14 protein-coding genes are annotated in these 19,087 nt (G+C 59.2%); 4 read left to right on the top strand and 10 right to left on the bottom strand.

The genetic code is table 11. From position 1 onward, the window contains the following. The first annotated feature begins 94 nt into the window (after positions 1-94). Positions 95-775 carry a response regulator transcription factor gene (locus tag DMP05_RS00430; protein ID WP_123218679.1) on the top strand — a complete coding sequence of 227 codons (681 nt, stop codon included), beginning with the start codon at positions 95-97 and terminating at the stop codon, positions 773-775. Between the two features lie 19 nt (positions 776-794). Then, the gene (locus DMP05_RS00425; RefSeq protein WP_148039668.1) at positions 795-2,216 is read left to right on the top strand and encodes a histidine kinase dimerization/phospho-acceptor domain-containing protein; all 1,422 of its coding nucleotides are present in this window, start codon (positions 795-797) and stop codon (positions 2,214-2,216) included. Here the strand turns inward: DMP05_RS00425 and DMP05_RS00420 are convergent. The 3 genes from DMP05_RS00420 to DMP05_RS00410 all read right to left on the bottom strand — a co-directional run bounded on the left by DMP05_RS00420 (position 2,213) and on the right by DMP05_RS00410 (position 6,425). Further along, on the bottom strand, positions 2,213-4,249 hold the full coding sequence (locus DMP05_RS00420; protein WP_280176475.1) for a YgiQ family radical SAM protein: 2,037 nt from the start codon (positions 4,247-4,249) through the stop codon (positions 2,213-2,215). The genes DMP05_RS00425 and DMP05_RS00420 overlap by 4 nt on opposite strands. 299 nt (positions 4,250-4,548) lie before the next feature. Further along, positions 4,549-5,100: a hypothetical protein gene (locus DMP05_RS00415; protein ID WP_123218676.1), complete on the bottom strand. Its 552-nt coding sequence runs from the start codon at positions 5,098-5,100 to the stop codon at positions 4,549-4,551. A 41-nt stretch (positions 5,101-5,141) separates the two neighbouring features. Next, the gene (locus tag DMP05_RS00410) at positions 5,142-6,425 is read right to left on the bottom strand and encodes a glutamate-cysteine ligase family protein (RefSeq protein ID WP_123218675.1); all 1,284 of its coding nucleotides are present in this window, start codon (positions 6,423-6,425) and stop codon (positions 5,142-5,144) included. Between the two features lie 462 nt (positions 6,426-6,887). Between DMP05_RS00410 and DMP05_RS00405 the strand changes: the two genes are divergently transcribed. Then, positions 6,888-7,316 carry an arginine repressor gene (locus tag DMP05_RS00405; RefSeq protein ID WP_114614874.1) on the top strand — a complete coding sequence of 143 codons (429 nt, stop codon included), beginning with the start codon at positions 6,888-6,890 and terminating at the stop codon, positions 7,314-7,316. Positions 7,317-7,424: 108 nt separating this feature from the next. Here the strand turns inward: DMP05_RS00405 and pheT are convergent, their stop codons facing one another. The 5 genes from pheT to sppA all read right to left on the bottom strand — a co-directional run bounded on the left by pheT (position 7,425) and on the right by sppA (position 15,578). After that, the gene (pheT, locus tag DMP05_RS00400) at positions 7,425-9,890 is read right to left on the bottom strand and encodes a phenylalanine--tRNA ligase subunit beta (protein ID WP_123218674.1); all 2,466 of its coding nucleotides are present in this window, start codon (positions 9,888-9,890) and stop codon (positions 7,425-7,427) included. Positions 9,891-10,129: 239 nt separating this feature from the next. Then, positions 10,130-11,212: a phenylalanine--tRNA ligase subunit alpha gene (gene pheS, locus DMP05_RS00395; protein ID WP_123218673.1), complete on the bottom strand. Its 1,083-nt coding sequence runs from the start codon at positions 11,210-11,212 to the stop codon at positions 10,130-10,132. A 527-nt stretch (positions 11,213-11,739) separates the two neighbouring features. Further along, a complete protein-coding gene (gene rpmE, locus DMP05_RS00390) occupies positions 11,740-12,180 on the bottom strand; it encodes a 50S ribosomal protein L31 (protein ID WP_123218672.1) in 441 nt (146 codons plus the stop codon). A 195-nt stretch (positions 12,181-12,375) separates the two neighbouring features. Then, positions 12,376-14,391 (bottom strand): class I tRNA ligase family protein, encoded by a 2,016-nt coding sequence (locus tag DMP05_RS00385; protein ID WP_244594977.1) that lies wholly within the window; start codon positions 14,389-14,391, stop codon positions 12,376-12,378. After that, positions 14,388-15,578: a signal peptide peptidase SppA gene (gene sppA / locus DMP05_RS00380; protein WP_123218671.1), complete on the bottom strand. Its 1,191-nt coding sequence runs from the start codon at positions 15,576-15,578 to the stop codon at positions 14,388-14,390. The genes DMP05_RS00385 and sppA overlap by 4 nt, the downstream gene beginning before the upstream one ends. Positions 15,579-15,691: 113 nt before the next feature. On the opposite strand from sppA, the gene DMP05_RS00375 reads away from it, so the two are divergent. Then, positions 15,692-16,306, top strand: coding sequence for a VanZ family protein (locus DMP05_RS00375; RefSeq protein WP_244594976.1), 615 nt, complete (start codon positions 15,692-15,694; stop codon positions 16,304-16,306). 323 nt (positions 16,307-16,629) lie between these two features. On the opposite strand, the gene DMP05_RS00370 is transcribed toward DMP05_RS00375, so the two are convergent. Then, positions 16,630-17,079, bottom strand: coding sequence for a NanQ anomerase/TabA/YiaL family protein (locus tag DMP05_RS00370; RefSeq protein WP_161957427.1), 450 nt, complete (start codon positions 17,077-17,079; stop codon positions 16,630-16,632). A 162-nt stretch (positions 17,080-17,241) separates the two neighbouring features. Further along, positions 17,242-18,951: a phospho-sugar mutase gene (locus tag DMP05_RS00365; RefSeq protein ID WP_123218669.1), complete on the bottom strand. Its 1,710-nt coding sequence runs from the start codon at positions 18,949-18,951 to the stop codon at positions 17,242-17,244. Positions 18,952-19,087: the final 136 nt, after the last annotated feature.

Genomic DNA, 19,087 nt, shown 5'->3' with positions numbered 1-19,087 from the left:
GCGCGCTCCATTGAAGAAAAATGCGTCGTGCCAAACGCGTCCGAGAGCGACCTCGCGCAGGGCACGACTCCGAGATTAAGAAAAGGCATCGACCATGAACCTGCTTATCGTTGAAGACGACGTGCGACTAGCAAGTGCACTCGCCCATATCCTAGAAGAGGCTGGCCACGCGGTTGACACGGCGAACGACGGCGAAACTGGCTACGCCTACGCGTCTCAGGGAAAATACGACGTCGCGATTCTCGACGTAATGCTGCCCAAGAAAAACGGGTTCGACATCGTCTCTGACCTGCGCCGCGCCGGAATCGCCACCCCGGTGCTCATGCTCACCGCACGCGATGCGGTGCCCGACAAAATCCGCGGGCTCGATTCGGGCGCCGATGGCTACATGACCAAGCCGTTCTCGCCCGCAGAGCTCATGGCGCACCTACGCGCGCTCACCCGCTGCCAAGGCGAGGTTGAATTCGAGACCCTTCGCGCATTCAACCTGACCCTCGATTTGACCGAACGCGAATTCGCGTCCGAATCATCCTCCATCCACCTTTCCGCAAAAGAATTCGCACTCGCCCGCGTACTCATGTCGAATGCCGGCAAAACCGTGCCGAAAGCAACCATCATCGATCGCGTATGGGGCACCACGGGCGTTACCGAGGATAACAACGTCGAAGCGTACGTTTCGTTCTTGCGCAAGAAGCTGCGATTCCTCGAAGCCAACGCGCACATAGAGACAATTCGTGGCGTGGGCTACCGCCTAGCGGAGGGTCGCGATGCGTAAAGGCACGAAAGGCAACCCCGTGCTCTTCAAGTTGCGAAAGAAATTCATTGCGCTAAATATGGTGTGCGTTATGGCCGTAATCGCGGTCTCATTCACCGCGATTTGCATTTTCGACTGGAAGCAGGACGTCGCAGGGGTTCAGCAAGCCATCGCCAGCTCCCTCGACAACGCAATTGATCAGCACGAGCGCAGGGAAATACACAACGACAGGCCGCCCAAGCACGAATTTGGCGGAAACTGGGTAAGCACGACCGACGCCAGCGTGCAGAACAGCGAGAGCGAACCGCAGAGCGAGTCAGATGTCGGCGATGGCGACGATGCCTCATCGAACGATGATGCCATCAGCCATGACGAAGCCCAAAGCGGAGCTCTCGCCCCCAAAATCGGCGGAGGCCAGGGCCAAACGATTCCCGTTGCAGTATATGCGCTGAACGCCGAAGGCAGCGCGATGAACGCCTCGCCCGCCGGTACCGCCAACATCAATGACGAGGTGCTCGAAACCGCGCTCTCGCGCCTTACCCCCGCAGAAGACGGCACAGGTTCTTTCTCTGACTTGGGGCTCTTCTTCGAAAAGCGAACGATTGGCGACACCACGTACCTCGCGTTCGCCGATGCCAATTCTGCCGCCGGCTGGAAGTCGCTCGCGCTTACGCTCGTGGATGCGGCAATCGCTGCGCTCGCGGCGTTTTTCGTGATATCGCTGTTCTTCTCTCGCTGGGCGCTGCGCCCTGTCGAGCAAACGTGGCGATCTCAGCGCCAATTCATCGCCGATGCCTCGCACGAGTTGAAAACTCCGCTTACCGTGATTCTGGCCGATGCCTCCATCGCGCTCGAACATCCCGAGCGCACCGTCGAAAGCCAACGCCAGTGGATTGAGGGCATTCAGGTCGAGGGGCAACGCATGCAGGGCCTTGTTGAAGATATGCTCACCCTGGCCAAGCACGACACCGCCGAAGTCGACGCGCAAGCAACCATGGGCAAGCAGCAAGAAAAGCTCGATTTGGCCGGCATGGCCCAGCGCGCGGTTCTTCAATTCGAAGCCGTCGCCTTCGAGCGTGGTGTTGAAATCAATGCGGCCGAAAGCTCCTCGGCCCCCGTGTTCATTGACGGCGTGCGAGGCGACATCGAACGTGTGCTTGGCATTCTCATTGACAATGCGTGCAAGTACGCCGAAGCCGATGGACGCGTCGTCGTGGGCGCGAAGCGCGAAGGCAAGCATGCCATCGTCCAGGTGACCAATACCGGCACGCCCATTCCCTCTTCTGACCTGCCTCATATTTTCGACCGCTTCTGGCGCGCCGACCGGTCCAGCAATCCATCCACAATGGAAAAGAGGCCTGCTTCCCTGGTTTTTCAGAGAAGCAGGCCTCAAACGCTTTCGAAGTACGGGAGCGCCGCTTTTCAGATACGAAACGGGTCGTTTGCCTTCATGCCCCGCTAACGGCGAGGGCGTTTTGAGCCATTGCCGGCGTTGGGACGATGCGTGCCAACATGTTCCCCGCGGCCATTCGACAGGCCGCCTTTACCGCCGCGCTTCGTCGCGCCAGCTTTGGAACCACGGCCCGACGACACACCCTTGCCGCCACCGATACCCCGAGAGCCATGTACGCCCTTGGCTCCCTTACCGCTTCGAGCGCTATTGCCGCCGCTGGCAGCGGCTCCCTTGCCGCCTTTTCCGCCAGAGCCGCCGCTTCTGCCATCCCCCGGACGCACCAAGCATTTCGCCCCAAAGCCAATCAAATCTTCGCGATGGGCTTTTCGCAGCGCCTCACGCACAAGGTCGCGGTTGGCGGGGTTGCGGTATTGGATAAGCGCGCGCTGCAGCGCCTTCTCATGCGAGCTTTTCGGCGTGTACACCGGCTTCATGGTGCGCGGGTCGACGCCTGTGTAATACATCGCCGTGGACATCGTGGAAGGCGTTGGGTAGAAATCTTGCACCTGCTCGGGATTGAACCCCATATCACGGCAGAATTCGGCCAGCTCAATGGCTTCTTTCAAGGTGGACCCCGGATGCGAGCTCATCAAATACGGCACCACGAACTGCTTCAAGCCGAGCTTGTCGTTTATGGCTTCGAACTTCCTGCAAAACGCCTGGTACACTTCGTTTTTCGGCTTGCCCATCACAGAAAGCACCGCATCGCTCACATGTTCAGGCGCCACACGCAACTGGCCGCTCACGTGATACTGTGAAAGCTCGCGCAAAAACGTGTCGTCAGAATCGGCCATCACGTAATCGAAGCGCACGCCGCTGCGCACGAAGACCTTTTTCACGCCAGGCAGCGCACGCAGGGCGCGCAGCACATCGAGGTAAGGCTTATGGTTCACCTCAAGCTTCTTGCAGGGTTCAGGGAACAGGCATGCCTTGTGCGCGCATGCGCCGCGACGCAGCTGCGCTTTGCACGCCGGCGCCGTGAAATTCGCCGTGGGGCCGCCAACGTCGTGGATGTACCCTTTGAATTCAGGATCTCGCGTAAGCTGTTTCGCTTCTTCAACGAGCGATGCCTTGCTACGCGCCGTCACGATGCGCCCCTGATGGAACGTGAGCGCGCAAAAGCTGCATTCGCCAAAGCATCCGCGATTGCTCGACAGGCTGAATTTCACTTCTTTAATTGCCGGCACACCGCCCGCGGCTTCGTAATCGGGGTGATAGTCGCGCGCATACGGCAAGGCATACACCGCATCGAGCTCCTCGGTGGAAAGCGGCTTTTGCGGTGGATTCTGCACCACGAACACATTGTGCGGGTATTCCTCTACCAAACGCTTTCCGCGATAGGGGTCGGAGTTTTCCCACTGCACATTGAAGCTGCGCGCGTATTCGAGCTTATCGGCCTGGAGAGCCTCGAACGCGGGCAATTCGATGGCGTCTTCCACGCATTCGAGCGATCGAGCCTTGTAGGCAGTTCCGTCGACGAACGTAATATCTTCCACGGCAATGCCCGCCGCAAGCGCATCGGCGATTTCGACAATAGCGCGCTCGCCCATGCCATAAATAAGCAAGTCGGCACCAGAATCGAGCAGAATGGAACGCTTAAGCGAATCGGACCAATAGTCGTAATGTGCCAAGCGACGCAGGCTCGCCTCAATGCCGCCCAAAATAATAGGCGTGTGCTTGTGCGTGCGTCGAATGAGGTTGCCGTACACCGCTGTGGCGTGGTTGGGGCGCCTATTGGGCGCACCGCCCGGCGAATAGGCATCTTGGCTGCGTGGAACCTTGTTTACGGTGTAATGATTCACCATAGAGTCCATATTGCCCGACGAAACAAGGAAGCCCAAGCGCGGCTCGCCGAACACATTCACGCTTTCGGGGTCGCGCCAGTCGGGCTGCGCGATAATGCCCACCTTGTAGCCGTGTGACTCGAGCACACGCGAAATAATCGCCATGCCAAACGACGACTGGTCGACGTACGCATCACCGCACACGTAGGTAAAATCGACGCCATCCCACCCGCGAGCCCGCACGTCGTCCATATTCACGGGAAGAAATGCGCTGCGCGGCGCGTGATGTACGACGGCATGCTTCTGGCGGCCTCCACCAACGTTGCGAGAAGCGCCCTTCCCAGCATATTTCGCTTGAGCCGCCGCATTCTTCGCATACCCGCTGGCGCCTTTGCGAGCAGGCTTGCCCGCGCCTTGCTTTTGGGGACTCCGAGATTTCCGCGGTTCCTGTGCGCCTTCGCGCCCGGCGCTTCCCTGTTGGTTTTGGGCAGCATACGACAAACGCGGGCCCTTGTTGGACCCGCGTTTTACACTGCGATGGTTGTTCTGCCCCGCCATTACTTCGAAGCGTCGTCGGAAGTGGAGCTGTCAGCCATATCGGCGACCATCGAGTCGGCCTTGGAGAGATGCTCGATGCCCGAATCGTAACGCGCCTTCACGTCGTCGATGCCCTTCGCGGCCTCGGCAGCGGCATCGAGATTTTCGCCGGCGTTCTTAATTTGCGCGTAAATCTCAACGTAATCGGAAAGCGCCTGGCCCAAATCGTTCGCGCCAGCCTCGTATTCGCTCTTCACATCCTTCAGCGCGTCGGGCGCTTCCAGAGCGGCGATTTTATCGAGCGCCTTGGTGGCGTTGCTCGCGGCAACGCGCATGGCAGCAACATCTTGCTTCGCGGCAGCGTCGCTGAAATTCGAAAGCGCGCTCGCGGCTTCCTGGCTGATGGAATTCACCGAAGACATGTACTCGCGATTCACCTGGGCAGGCGTTTTTTCCTGCTGCGAATCGGAACTCGAGCAGCCCGCAAGAGCCGCCATGGCCAAGCACAGGGCGCACGCAATTGCGGCGATTTTCATGAACTGCCCGGCGTGGGCACGGAATGTATTGAACATCAGGTCAAACCTTTCTTTTCGTGACCTTGAACTATAGCAAACTACTGGGTCGAAATATCCAAATCCGCAAGAGTTACGCGGCGCGCCACCAATTCGGCAAGAGGATCGAGGAAGCACCACTCGGCCGCCGGCAAGCCGCGGCGTGCGAGCGTGATAAGCTCGTCGCAAATCTCGGCCGCCGAGCGCTGATACACCTCTGCCGCATATCCCGATTCCATAAGGGCGTCTTTGGCCTTGGCGACATCGGATTCGGAAATGCCCGCACAGCTGCGGACGAGCGTTTCAAGCGAGCTTTTGCCATAGAACAGGCCCTTAATGAGCGCCGCATACGCCAGCACATAGGGAATAGGCATTGAGTCGGCCGGACGAATTTCAACATAGCTCTTCAGGCGCACATCGGGGAACACCATCGACATAGCATGGAACACCTCGTCGTCGGTCATAGCGCGACGAGCGAAAATCTCGCCGAACGTGCGCGTGTCGTAGCGCGCCTCGCCGTCGTCGTCGAGCGCAACGATCGCGGGAACGTCGAGCAAATATGCCGCATAGTCTTCAAAACCGAAACCTTCGTCGAAAATGCCCGGCACGGAATTGCAGCGATCGGGGTCGCAGTATTTCCAAACCTCGGTGCGCATAAGCGCATGCGGGCGACGGCTGCCCTCAAACACAGGCGTGTTGTCGCACATAAGCGCGAACAGCGGCGCAAGCACCTGCGCCACGCGCATTTTCGCAATGCAGTCGGCCTCATCGGCGTAGTCGATGGAAATCTGCGTGGAAGCGCTTCCTCGCATCATGCGCGGGCCCCACGGACCAATAGATGAAAGGTATTCGTTCATGTAGTCGTAGCGCGCTTTAGGAATAAGCTCCTTATCAGCCGCACGGTTCACCGGGTCGAACCCAAGCGTAAGCGCCCGCCCACCAATGGGAGAGAGCGCCTGATAGGCGTCATCTTCGAATTCGAGAAAGACGCGTTTGGCGTCGATGAGGTTCTCGAATGGCCCTGCCGAAAGCTCTAGCTGCGCTGCGGGTTCAATGGTTACCGCCGCCCCCGGGCGCGCCACACCAAGCAAGTCGCCACCATGAACGGTGGCCTTGGGATATTTCTCTTGAAGCGCGGCGAGCACGTCGCGCACGCCGTTGGGTTGGCTGTAGGTGATAGGATCGCCCGTGCCATCGACGCAAATATGCTCGAGTTCGATTCCCACTCGACGGCATTCGGCCTTCGCGCCCGCGCGCAAATGTGCCACGATTGCAGCAATGTTTTCCTCACGCGCCGGCTGGCTCGAAGCGAGCTGCGCATTGCGCGCAGCAGTTGCTTTCCTCATAAGGTCCTCATTTCCCTCCCGCGCAGCACAACGCCCACTCGTTGCCACCCTTCATGCGGGCCTAAACCATGTATGGCGTCTATGGTAACGCGAACGCGCTTATTTCGACGCGAGCATAAAACGATTTCACGAAGGCGTTGCCAGCTTGTTGGGGAGCATGACAAAAGCCCCGCGCTCAACAGCCGTCGAACACGCGGTTTTGGGAGAGGTTTGCAGACCAGACGGACAATGGCGTTCAAAAATGAAAGCAATTGCGCAACGTTTTACCGTGACGCACAAGAAACCCCGATAGCACCCTTTATTGCGTTTCGCGCATTTTTGCCCCTCCCCCGCGTATATTCAAAAATCCCCCAATGAACGGGGAAATGGGTGTATTTTTCCGCTGCAAGGAGTACAATTTATGCATCACGAAGGCTTTGCCACGTATTTTATGCATTCATAATTTCGGCTGAGGGGAACGAAATGACGAAACGCGCCGTACGTCACGATGTAATTCGTGACATTATCCGAAAAGGCAACATCAAAACCCAACGCGACCTGGTCGAGCAGCTTTCCGCTGAAGGCTACGACTGCACGCAGGCAACCGTATCTCGCGATATCGCAGGCATGGGCTTGGCGAAATCGCGCGAGGGCTATTATGTGTTGCCCGAAGACCTTCGCTTGCAGCGCATGGTGGGCGAACTGGTCGATTCCATCGAGGTCGTGAACAATTTCATCGTGCTGCGCACGCCTTCCGGCATCGCGAGCGGCGTCACGGTGGCGCTCGACGCGGCCGAGCTCAAGGGCGTCGCGGGCTCGCTCGCCGGCGACGACACCGTGTTCGTGATGTGCTATTCCAGCATCGATGCAGAAAACGTCGCCGCAGTCATCCGCAGGTTGCAAGATCAATAAACCAGAGATTTGCCACGCGCTCGTTTTGCGAGCACGCATTTCTCAAAATCACTCAAAACAAAAATGAGGGCCGATGTGGCCCCCATTTTCATGTATGCGAAATAGCCGCTAGCCGCGCATCTCTGCGCCCGTGGCCTTCGACACCTTCGTCACGAGCTTCTCGTGCGCCTTATCGACCTCTTCGCTCGTAAGCGTGCGGTCGGCGGCGCGATACGTCAGCGAGAACGCCATCGACTTCTTGCCTTCGCCCACGCGCTCGGCGTCGCGATACACGTCGAACAGATGCACGCTCTCGAGCAGCTTGCCGCCCGCGCTCTGCATGCACTGCATGATTTTCTCGCACGTCACGGCCTCGTCCACGACAAACGCGGCATCGCGCTCGACGCCCGGGAACTGAGGCACGTCGACATAGTCGCGAGCCGGACGGGCATTGCGCTCAAGCGCAGCCATGTCGAGTTCGAACGCCACCACGGGGCCCTCGGCATCGTAGGCGGCAACCGCCAGCGGATGCAGCTCGCCCACCCAGCCAATCACGTCGCCACCAGAAAGCATCTCGGCCGCGCGACCGGGCTGCAAATGCGGCGCATCTTCGGCGGAAAGCGCCTTGAAACGAATTTTCGGCAACGCGAGCTCGCGAGCGATAGCCTCAAGCGCACCCTTACCATCGAAGAAATCGAATGCACGCGGATCGGTATTCCAGCCCTTGTCGTCCATAGCGCCCGCCAAAACGCACGCCAGTTTGCGGCGCTCCTTCGGCTTGCGGTCGCCTTCGTGGGCCGCAAACACGGTACCAATTTCGTACAGCTGAATGTTCGACACGCCATGTGCCTGGTTATGCGCGACGCTGCGCAGCAAGCCGGGAACCACAGTGCGGCGCATGAACGCCTGCTCCGAATTCATGGGATTGATGAGTTCGACCGCCTCGCCCAGGCCGTCTTCTTTCATGCGCAGCTTGTCGAGGTCGTCGCCGGCGGCGAACGAATACGTCATGGTCTCGTTGATGCCGCACGCAGAAAGAGTGCGATGGATTTTCGCATCCACGAGCTGCGCGTTCGTGCGCACGCCAATACGGCCACGACCAGCAGGAAGCGTAGTGGGGATGTTGTCCATGCCGTAGAGGCGCAACACTTCTTCGTACAGGTCGATCTCGCGCGGAAGGTCGGGGCGGAACGTGGGCGAAACCACCGACAGCACATCGGCATCTTCGGTTTGAGCCACTTCGCAGCCAAGGCGCTCAAGCGTATCAACGATGAAATCGCGCGGAATATCGGCGCCCATCATAGCCTGGAAACGCTTCACGCGGAACTGCAGGTGCGGCTGCTCGCTGGGAGCGGGCCACACATCAACGATGCCGCAGCCGTCTTCGCCAATGCGGGCAACGGTGCCGCCAGCAACCTCGACGATGAGCGCCGCAGCGGCGGCCGAACGTGCCTCGACGCCATGGTCGTCAACACCGCGCTCATAGCGCATGGAGCTCTCGCTGAACAAGCCCAGGTTGCGGCTCGTGCGGCTCGTGCGGCCAGGCTCGAACACAGCGGTTTCAAGCAGAATATCGGTCGTTTCCTCGGTGACCTCGGTATCAAGGCCGCCCATAACGCCCGCGAGCGCCACGGCACCCTGATCGGGCGTGGAAATAACCGTCATGTCGCTCGTGAGCTTACGATGCTCGCCGTCGAGCGTGGTGAGCTTCTCGCCATCTTCGGCAGCTCGAACCACAATATGGGCCACGCCTTCGGCGTTCTTGATCTTGTTCAGGTCAAACGCATGCAGCGGCTGGCCGAACAGGAACAGAATGTAGTTCGTCACGTCGACGACGTTGTTCACGGAGCGCTGGCCAATGGCGGCAAGGCGCTCGACCATCCAGTCGGGGCTCGGGCCCACCTTCACGCCATGAATCACGCGAGCGGAATAACGCGGGCAGCGCACGGCGTCGGCAACGTCGATTTTCACGGCGTTGGGCTCAACTTCGCCCGCAAGCTCCAGCTTGGCGGCCATGTCCTGAAGCGGGTTCGTCCACGGCTTGGCGTACATAGCGCCAACCTCGCGGGCAAAGCCCACAACGGAAAGGCTGTCGGGTCGGTTCGGGGTGATTTCCAGGTCGAGCACCGTATCGATGAGGCCCATGAAATCGGCGATAGGCTGGCCGATTTGTGCATCTTCAGGGAGCACCCAAATGCCTTCATGGTCGGTGCCCATGCCCAATTCGCGCTTCGAGCAGCACATGCCCATAGAGGTCACGCCGCGAAGCTTCGACTTCTTGATTTTAAAATCGCCGGGAAGCACCGCGCCGATCGTAGCGACGGGCACTTTGATACCAGCGGCGATGTTCGGGGCGCCGCACACAATCTGAATCGGCTCGTCGCCACCCACATTCACCTTCACCACATGCATATGGTCGGAATCGGGGTGGTCTTCGCACGTCTCGACATAGCCCACGACCACGCCGTCAAATGCAGCGCCAAGCTTGTCAACGCCCTCGACACCCGTACCCGTAAGGTCGAGCTTGTCGCAGAACGCCTTAATGTCAGAAGGCACCTCGACATAATCGGAAAGCCACTTCAAAGAAACTTTCATAATTCGTCCTATCTAAACAACCATCTCTGATCTATCAAAAAATCAGCGAGCGGGCCTTTTATTTAATCAATCGCCGCAGGTCAACCAAAAGCCAGCGAGCGGGCCCCTGGCGAAGTGAGTTGCCTTGAAAGAGGAGCGCCGCGTAGCAGCGCTACGCAAGCGACGATTGAAAGGCAAATCGCTCGCCAGGGGTTCGCGCAGCGTCGATAAGGTTCGCCGTTCGGCAGAACGGCGAAACCCTAAAATTGACGAAGGAAGCGCATATCACCTTCAAGCAGCATACGCAAGTCGGGCACGTTGTACTTCAGGCATGCGATGCGCTCGACGCCCATGCCGAACGCGAAGCCCGAGTATTCTTCAGGGTCGATGTCCACAAAGCCGTAGACGTTCGGGTCGACCATGCCGCAGCCCAGAATTTCAAGCCAACCGGTGCCTTTACACATGCGGCATTTTTCGCCGTTGTGCAAGTGACCCGAACCGCCGCACACGCCGCAGCTCACGTCGGCCTCGGCAGAGGGTTCAGTGAACGGGAAGTAATGCGCACGGAAACGCGTCTTGCGATCGGGGCCGAACATCTGCTTGCAGAAATAGTCGAGCGTGCCCTTCAGGTCGCCAAACGAAATGCCCTTGTCGACAACGAGGCCTTCCACCTGGTGGAACTGAGGCAGGTGGCTCGGGTCGGCGACGTCGCGGCGATACACCTTGCCCGGCGCGATGATGTAGATAGGCGGCTTGTTTTCCTCCATGGTGTGCACCTGCACGCCCGAGGTTTGCGTACGCAGAAGAGCCGCCGATTCGCCCTTCACGGCAGCCTGCTCGCCCGTGCGGTCGACCAGGTAGAACGTGTCCTGCATGCCGCGCGACGGGTGGTCGGCGGGAGCATTCAGGGCTTCGAAGTTGTAGTAGTCGGTCTCGGCCTCGGTACCGGAAGCCACGGAATAGCCCATGCCAAGGAAGATATCGGAAATCTCATCGATAATGCCGCTGATCAGGTGGCGCGTGCCAACCTGCTGGCCGCGGCCGGGAAGCGTGATGTCCACAGCTTCCGCATCCATCTTCGCAAGCAGCTCCGCCTTCGCAAGCGCTTCCTTGCGATTCGCGAGCGCCGACTCCACCGCATTGCGCACGATGTTCGCGGTTTTACCCACTTCAGCGCGCTCTTCTTTGGGAAGCTGACCCATGCCGCGCAGGTAGCCCGTAAGCGTGCCCTTCTTGCCAAGCACGGCTACGCGAACCTCTTCGAGCGCCGCCGTGTCGGCCGCCGCCTCGATGTCGCGCAGGGCTTGGGCATTAAGCTCGTTGAGCTCGTCGACTATTGCCATAGCCTTCGCCTTTCGTTGTTATGCCGAGCGGACGCGCCGCCCAGCCGCCGCGCCCGAGGTTGCGCGACCTTCACCAATAAAAAAGAGCCTTCTTTCACCCCTCGGCCGAATTCGATTGCTCGAACTCGCAGCCCAAGGACGAAAGAAGGCTCTCGCGGTACCACCTTGGTTGACGGCCTTCACGCGAAACCGCGCAAGCGTGCCGCCCGCTCGTATGCCCTGTAACGGGAGCGCCCGGCATGACCTAGTTGCGAATCCGCGGGATATGCCCGCCAGCGTTCAACCATGCTGCTCGGAAGGGAATCGGCGTCGCTGCGCGCTTGAGGCCCTTCCAGCCAAGGGGCCCTTCTCTGAAAAGCACACGTCTGCAAGCCGCTGTCTTCGTCTTAGCATTTGTGCTCGGAAGTATAGCGCACTTTCGTCGCATAGCGCATCATCCATCAAGACGTTTCACGAATTTCAGGCAAACAAAGAGGCCCACTCAAATGAGTGGGCCTCTTCTCTATGCGATGTATTCGCGGTTGAAACTACTCAGCGGCAGCTTCGGTGGCCTCGGCGGCAGCTTCCTCAGCGGGAGCGGCTTCCTCGGCAGGAGCCTCAGCGGCAGCCTTGGCGGCTTCGGCCTCGGCCTTCTTGGCGTACTCAGCAGCACGCTTAGCCTTCTCAGCAGCCTTGGCTTCGCGCTCGGCCTTCTTAGCGGCCTCGAGCTCGGCAGCCTTCGCAGCCTTAGCGGCCTTCTTCTCGGCCTCAGCCTTGGCGACCATGTCGGCAGCAGAGCCGAACTTGTCGGCAAAGCGCTGGACGCGTCCACCGGTGTCGATGAGCTTCTGGGTGCCGGTGAAGAACGGGTGGCACTTGTTGCAGATGTCGATCTTCAGCTCGCTCTTGGTGGAGCGAGTGGTGAAGACGTTGCCGCAGGTGCACTTGACGGTGCACTCAACGTATTCGGGATGAATTCCCTGCTTCATTGGTATTCTCCTTTGACAGAGTGCCTTGGTTTCCGACCAAGGCAGGACACAGCCCTCGAATAATACCACAGCCCCTACCCTGCATTGCAAGGGAGAAGCTGTGAAGATTCGAGGGTTTCACAGAATCGGGACGCGCTTTCCGGCGAGCAGACGCTTTCGTCTTATTCATACGAGTCCTTTTCCGCACCGTGCGTCTTATTTGAACTGTGATACGTGCTTCGCGAAGAAGTCGGTGCGCGGCGGAAGCTCCACAATGGCGTGGCGGCAAGCCTCGACGTCGGCGGCGTCGCACAGCTCAGCCATGCCCTCGAACGGCGCGTTCCAGCTGAACACGCGCTCGGCGGGAAGGCCCAAATGTTCCACGATCTTCTCGCAACCGTCGGGCGCCACAGGATGCATGAGCAACGTGGCGACGCGCAGCGTGAAGAAGCTGTCGACAAGAATCTGGCGACGCATGTCAGCATCGTCGGCACCCTCGGCGGCCTTAATGCCGTCAGCCCAATGCTTCTGCGCCCAGCGAATGAAGTCGTCCATGAGCGTCATGACCGAATGCAGTTCAGCCTTGTGCATAATGGCCTCGTATTCCGCCATGGCCTTATGGCAGCGCGCCACCACGTCGGCCGCGGGAGCGCCAAGGGGCATGAAGCCCTCGAAGTTCTTCTGCGCCTCGTAGAAGCAGCTGCGGGCTAAGCGGTTGAACACGTTCGTGAGCAACGCGCCCTCCTTGAGCACGGGATCGGCCACACGGGGGTCATTGCGTTTCGCCTCGTCGGCCTCGAACGGCTTGGGCTTGAAGCCCACCGATTTCACATCGAGGCCCAGGCCAAGCCAATGGGCGCGCAGCTGGTCAACCGTATAATGCTCGAGCAGCTGGTCAGCCGAGGGAGGCTTCACTGCGCCCGAAGACGACGCCTTCACCTTGCCGAACAGAATATGGTGGTTCGCGATAAGCGTCGTTTGCTGCAAATCGCCCGGCTGCGGGTACGCGACCTCAGCATTGCCACTCTCAAGCGCCATCCACAACGCAGGCTGGGCGACGCCGTAAAAATACAGGTTGTCTTGACCGATGAACTGGTACACGCGCGCATCGGGGCTGCACCACCAGTCGCGCACCGCGCTCAACTCTTCGCCGCGAGCCTCAAGAGCCGTGGCCGAAAAACTCACAGGCGCCCACAGGCTTTCGGGCCAACACCACACCGTAAGGTCGTCCACGCCTTCCATCTCGGGCACCTTCACGCCCCACTCCACATTGCCGGAAATGCGGAACGGAACGAGCGCCTTGCCCGTACGGAAACGAATTCCGGCGGCGGTGAGCTCGTCGCGGGCGGCATCGCGCGATTCGATGTTGGCGAACTCGAGCTCAAAGCTCTGTTTGTTGCCTTCGGCGGCATGGAACTCATGCGCAGGCAATTTCGACTCGATAGCGCGGTAATCGGCCTCGAGCTCATTTTTTATATAGATGACGGGCGGCACGAGGAATTCCTTGGCCGTCTGCGACACCACGGGACGCACCTCGGGGTCGGCTTCGAGGTTTTCGGCAATCTCGCCAAGCTGTTCGCGGAAATTCGGCAAGTCGAAATACCAATTGCGCACGGGGCGAAGCTCGGGCACGCAACCCGTGAGCGACGACGTGGGCTTGATAAGGTCGGCAGGGTCGAACTGGTGGCCCAGGTCGCATTCGTCGGCATACGCCTTCTCCGATTTACACCCCTGCACGGGACAATAGCCATGCACCTGGCGGCCGTTGAGGAACTGGCCCGCCTCAGGGTCGTAGAACTGCAGCGTTTCCATAAGGCGTAAGTGGCCGTTTTCGTGCAACTTTTCGAGCAAATCGTTCGTCACGCGCTGATGTACTTCGCCCGCGCGACCAATGCCCGAACCCTCGTAGATGGAAAGCGAGATATCGTAAGCATCGAGCGTCGCCTTCTGCGCATCGTGGTTGCGCTGCACGTAGTCGACGATGGTACCCTCAAAGCCCTCATTTTCGCAGGCCTTGCGGTAGCCCTCCTGAATAGGCGAGCCGAAGCAGTCGGTGCCAGAAACGAAGAGCACATTCTGTTCGCCAATGCGATCGCGAAGGAAGCGCGCATAGGCGTCGGCAGGCACGAACACACCCGCAACGTGGCCGAAGTGCAGCTTCTTATTGCCATAGGGCATGCCCGCGGTGACAACCGCACGCGCAGGCCAAGTTAGTTCGCTGGTATAGCTCACGAAAGAACCCCCTCGTTCTTCAATAGTTCAATCAATTTCGCGGCGGCGGCCGAGGTTGCCGAATCGCTGTCGCTTTCAGAAAGCAAATCCATCAGCGAGCCTAAATCGCTCGACTGGGTAAGCGTAATCACATTGTAGTCGGAACCGAGACCCGCGAGTTGCGCGGCCGCTTCAATTGCGTCATCGAAAACGCCCACTTCATCGGCGAGGCCGTTCTCGACAGCCTGCTCGCCGGTGAACGAAAGGCCCGTCGCAAGCGCGCGAGCCTCATCGAGGCTCATGGAGCGTCCCTCTGCCACGTTTTCGACGAAGACCTCGTTCGTCACATCAATGAGCTCCTGATAGTAGGCGCGCTCTTCGTCGGTAAGGGGACGCGTGCCGTAACTCGAATCCTTCGATTCCGCCGACGCAATATTGTCGACACTGATGCCCAGCTTGTCGAGCAACTCCGAAAGATCGGTCACTTGCATCACTGTGCCAATGGCGCCGATGTCGGTGGTCTTGTTCACATAAATCAGGTCGGCCTGGCTTGAAATCTCGTATGCAGCGCTGCAATTCATCGACGCGCTCGAAACCACCACGGGCTTGCTGAAGCGCTTCACGTATTCAGCCATTTCCTCACCCGCCGTTGCGGTGCCGCCGCCGGAATCGACGCGCAAAACCACGGCTTCGATATCGTCGTTTTCTTCAGCCTGATTGAGAAGCGACGAAAGGCCTTCAGGAGAGCAGGCCGTGCCATCGTATTGGATGGTTCCCGAAATATCGATGACCGCGACAGTGGGCCCATCGGTGAGCTCTTCTTCAACGGAGCCCATACCGAAATTCGAGAGGGAACGCACCGCGCTCGAGCACGACATAGCCCCAATGGTAAAGCAGAATACGACGGCGAACAAAATCACGCCGAGCACAATCCAGGGCGTCATGTTTTTCTTCCTCGACGCGGGCGCGGCATACACGGGCTGTGCCGCAGGAGCATAATACTGCTGGCCGCACCCGGGCTGGGCGTATTGATGAGCGCCGGGCTGCCCATACGGCTGCTGCGCTTGAGCCTGCCCGTACGGCTGGGACTGGGCAAACGGCTGCGCCTGACCTTGGGCGTACGCTTGGCTTTGCTGCGCGTCAAAACCTTGCGGCTCCGCAGGTTGCGGCGGCTGCTGGGGCTGCTGGTTCGTGTGGTCTTCGGCCATGGATGCGCCTTTCCGAATATGAATGTATCGCACGCGTGAATATACCTTATTAATGGTAACGAAAACCTTGGCCGTTGCGGCCGTAACCCACCGATTTGATAGAATCACAAACCATGAAAACGCAATCTCGCATCACAAACAAAAGCGCGGGCACTCCCATGCGCAAAAGTTCGCAGGTCATCGACGAACCAAAGGCCACAGCCAACGAAGAGCGCGAAGGCTCGAATCGCCCCCGCCTCTCTCGCCGCACATGTGCGCTTCTTTCATGGACAGCCGTCGCGATTATGCTCGCCTTCATTTTCTGCATGAGCGCGAAAACAGGCAACGACCTCGATAACCACTCGGGCATCGTCTCGATCGTCAAAAATTTCTTGGTTGCGGGCGCCACGGCGCTCTTCGGCCACGAGGTCGACGTATCGCCCGTGGGGCATTTCACGGAATACCTGCTGCTTGGCGCCGCGCTCACAAACGCGCTGCGTTTCACGCCGTGGACCATATTCGAGAGAAACGCGACCGCGCACCCCGCAGGCATGCTCGGCGACTTCCCCAACCCGCTCATCGCGCTCATCCTCTCGAGCCTTTATGGCGTAAGCGACGAGTTCCATCAGATTTTTACCCCCAGCCGAAGCTGCGACCCTATGGATTGGCTTGTCGACACCTGCGCCGCAGCCATTGGGGCCGCTATCGTATGGACGCTTTTGAAGAAGCATGGTTCACGCCCTCGATAGCGCGCCCAGAAACCGAAGCCTGCTAAATGCTCGAGGCATTTAGCAGGCTTCTGCATCCGACGTTTAACGCCCTCAATCTTGGATTCGAGGGCGAATTCCAATGGATATCTTTCCCCTTGTTGCAAGAGCCTGTTCCATCCTATCGCTCTTCGTAGGAATTATTCAGCTTGTCGTATCGAGGACGCGAAAGACCTCGGGAAACGAAGAAGAGCGGCTGGAATAAATCCGAGCCGCTCTTCTGCATTACCGACGTCGCCCACCGATGCTAATTAAGCTTAGGACCTTTTAAGTACGGGCGCCGCTGATAGGTACAGCATGCCAACCTATACCAATACTTTGAAGACGCACTTCTTGTTATGGGAGGCGCCATCGACCGCAATACCCGGTTTATGGGCATCGTCGGGGAAGTATGCCGCGAAGCTGCCCGGCTCAAGAATCACCTGGGTAGCGGCCTCGCCCTCGAGCAGCATGAAGTCACCCTCTTCGTCGAATTCGCCGGCTTCGCACTTGGCAATCACCTGGGAATCGATGCGCTCGATACCCGAAGCCACGACCTGCACGTCGATGTAGCGCTTGTGCGCTTCGAACTTGCAATCTTCGAATGCCTTCGAATCATATTCAGCAACGTTCACATACAGCGCATCGCCGTCGATATCGTTGCGACCACACGGCAGCGCGGACAAGTCATGCTCGCGCGCCCATCTAATTGCGCGGCGAACGCCTTCGTGGCCGATAGTCGACAAATCGGTGCTTTCGATATTTCCGAAAATCATGGGATGTCCTTCCTTGTTGCGAATCCCAAAACCACGCATTACCACGCGGCACGCTCATTATAGCGAGCCTCGCAAGAGAGATCGGAACAACGCGGCTCGGCACGAAGCCCGTACACGTTCCGTACAAAACGGGCGGCCCGAAAGCCGCCCGATATACAACCTTTATTTCAGCAATTCGCGGCCCGCGGCCTCAAGGGCGTCGAGCAGAGCGTCGGCCGCAGCGCGGTCGGCATCCTTCGCGAACACATAGAGCTTGATTTTGGGCTCGGTGCCACTCGGGCGCACGATAACCTTGTTGCCGCCTTCAACGTCGAACTCGACGACATTTGCCGAAGGCAAGCCGTTCACGCCACCCTCGTAGTCGACCACGGCTTCAACGGCGCGACCGGCAAGCTCGCTCGGAGCCTGTTCGCGCAGCTTCGCCATAATGCCGCGCATGGTTTCGGCACCCGCGGCGCCCGGAAACGAAACCGACGCGGTGCGGTTGAGCCACCAGCCATGCTTCTCGTACAGCGCGCGCATAGCCTGGGCCAAGTTCATGCCGCGCAGTTTATAATCCTGCGCCATTTGGCAAATGAGCAAGCTCGCATTCACGGCATCTTTGTCGCGCACGTGACCGCCCGACAGATAACCATAGCTTTCTTCGAAGCCGAAAATGAATCGGTCGACCTGGCCGGCATCGGAAAGCTCGGTGATGATGTCGCCGATATATTTGAAGCCGGTAAGGCAGCGACGCAGCTCGAAGCCGTATTCCGCAGCAAGCGCGTCAACCATGGCGGAAGACACGATAGTCGTGACCGCAACCTTATCGGACAGATCCTCGCCGCGTTCGCTACGCATGCGAGCGATGTAATCGAGCAGAAGCACGCCCATCTCGTTGCCCGTGAGCAGCGTGTAGGCGTCGCCGTCTTTGCACGCCACACCCACACGGTCGGCATCGGGATCGGTCGCGAGCAGCAGGTCGGGATGCACTTCCTCGCACAGGTCAATGCCCTTCTGCATGGCCTCGCGAATTTCAGGGTTGGGATACGGGCACGTGGGAAAATCGCCATTGGGCTCGCGCTGCTCAGGAACTACCGTGATATCGGTGATGCCCGCGCGCTCGAGCACGGTGGTCACGGGAATCAGGCCCGTGCCATTGAGCGGCGTGTACACGAGTTTCAAGGGAGCTTCGGCGACCTGCTCGGCGGAAAGGCTGCTCACCGATTTGGACAAAACCGCATCGTAATAGCGCTCGAGCACCGCGTCGTCGATCCATTTCACCATGCCCGAAGCCACAGCCTCATCGAAGCCCATCGTCTTCACGCCCGAGAACGCATCGGTGTTCGCGATAGAAGCAGAAATGGCTTTCGCGGCCTCACTCGTAATTTGGCAGCCATCGGGGCCATAGGCCTTATAACCGTTGTAGGCGGCCGGATTGTGGCTTGCCGTCATGCAAATGCCACCTGAGCAACCAAGGTCGCGCACGGCAAACGAAAGCGTGGGCACGGGGGAAATCTTCGGATACACGTGCGCCACAATGCCGTTAGCAGCCAAGATAGAGGCCGTCACCTTCACGAACAGCTCGCCCTTATTGCGCGAATCACGCGCAATCGCAACGCTTGGGTTCTCGAAATTCGCATTCAGGTAGTCCGCGAAACCTTGCGTGGCGCGGCCGACGGTATAGATGTTCATGCGATTCGTGCCAGCACCAAGCGTACCGCGCAGACCCGCCGTGCCGAAGGCCAAATCTTGGAAGAATGCGTCTACCGCCGCAGAATCGTCGCCCGCATCGGCCGCCTTCTTCATTTCGGCCAGATCAGCCGCAAGCTCCTCGTCGGACACATTGGCAATCCAATGCTCCAATTCAGCACGCACATCGCGATTTTCCATTTTGTATCTCCTGTCCCATCGCTCGAGGCCACGGGACATGCGCTTCCGCCTCGGTCAGTCCTGACTCGCACGGAAGCCACATCAAGTGGCTTCCGGCTCGTGCGGAATCTATCGGAAACGCATGCCCCGCGCCCTC

Origin of the sequence: Slackia isoflavoniconvertens (assembly GCF_003725955.1) — a bacterium.
In the GTDB taxonomy this organism is placed as follows: domain Bacteria; phylum Actinomycetota; class Coriobacteriia; order Coriobacteriales; family Eggerthellaceae; genus Slackia; species Slackia isoflavoniconvertens.
This window is presented reverse-complemented; position numbering and strand designations above follow the sequence as displayed.

Excerpts from the sequence above, each read along its gene's own strand:
- DMP05_RS00430 (WP_123218679.1), top strand. The coding sequence starts at position 95 with ATGAACCTGCTTATCGTTGAAGACGACGTGCGACTAGCAAGTGCACTC.
- DMP05_RS00415 (WP_123218676.1), bottom strand. The coding sequence starts at position 5,100 with ATGTTCAATACATTCCGTGCCCACGCCGGGCAGTTCATGAAAATCGCC.
- DMP05_RS00410 (WP_123218675.1), bottom strand. The coding sequence starts at position 6,425 with ATGAGGAAAGCAACTGCTGCGCGCAATGCGCAGCTCGCTTCGAGCCAG.
- DMP05_RS00405 (WP_114614874.1), top strand. The coding sequence starts at position 6,888 with ATGACGAAACGCGCCGTACGTCACGATGTAATTCGTGACATTATCCGA.
- pheT (WP_123218674.1), bottom strand. The coding sequence starts at position 9,890 with ATGAAAGTTTCTTTGAAGTGGCTTTCCGATTATGTCGAGGTGCCTTCT.
- pheS (WP_123218673.1), bottom strand. The coding sequence starts at position 11,212 with ATGGCAATAGTCGACGAGCTCAACGAGCTTAATGCCCAAGCCCTGCGC.
- rpmE (WP_123218672.1), bottom strand. The coding sequence starts at position 12,180 with ATGAAGCAGGGAATTCATCCCGAATACGTTGAGTGCACCGTCAAGTGC.
- sppA (WP_123218671.1), bottom strand. The coding sequence starts at position 15,578 with ATGGCCGAAGACCACACGAACCAGCAGCCCCAGCAGCCGCCGCAACCT.
- DMP05_RS00375 (WP_244594976.1), top strand. The coding sequence starts at position 15,692 with ATGAAAACGCAATCTCGCATCACAAACAAAAGCGCGGGCACTCCCATG.
- DMP05_RS00370 (WP_161957427.1), bottom strand. The coding sequence starts at position 17,079 with ATGATTTTCGGAAATATCGAAAGCACCGATTTGTCGACTATCGGCCAC.
- DMP05_RS00365 (WP_123218669.1), bottom strand. The coding sequence starts at position 18,951 with ATGGAAAATCGCGATGTGCGTGCTGAATTGGAGCATTGGATTGCCAAT.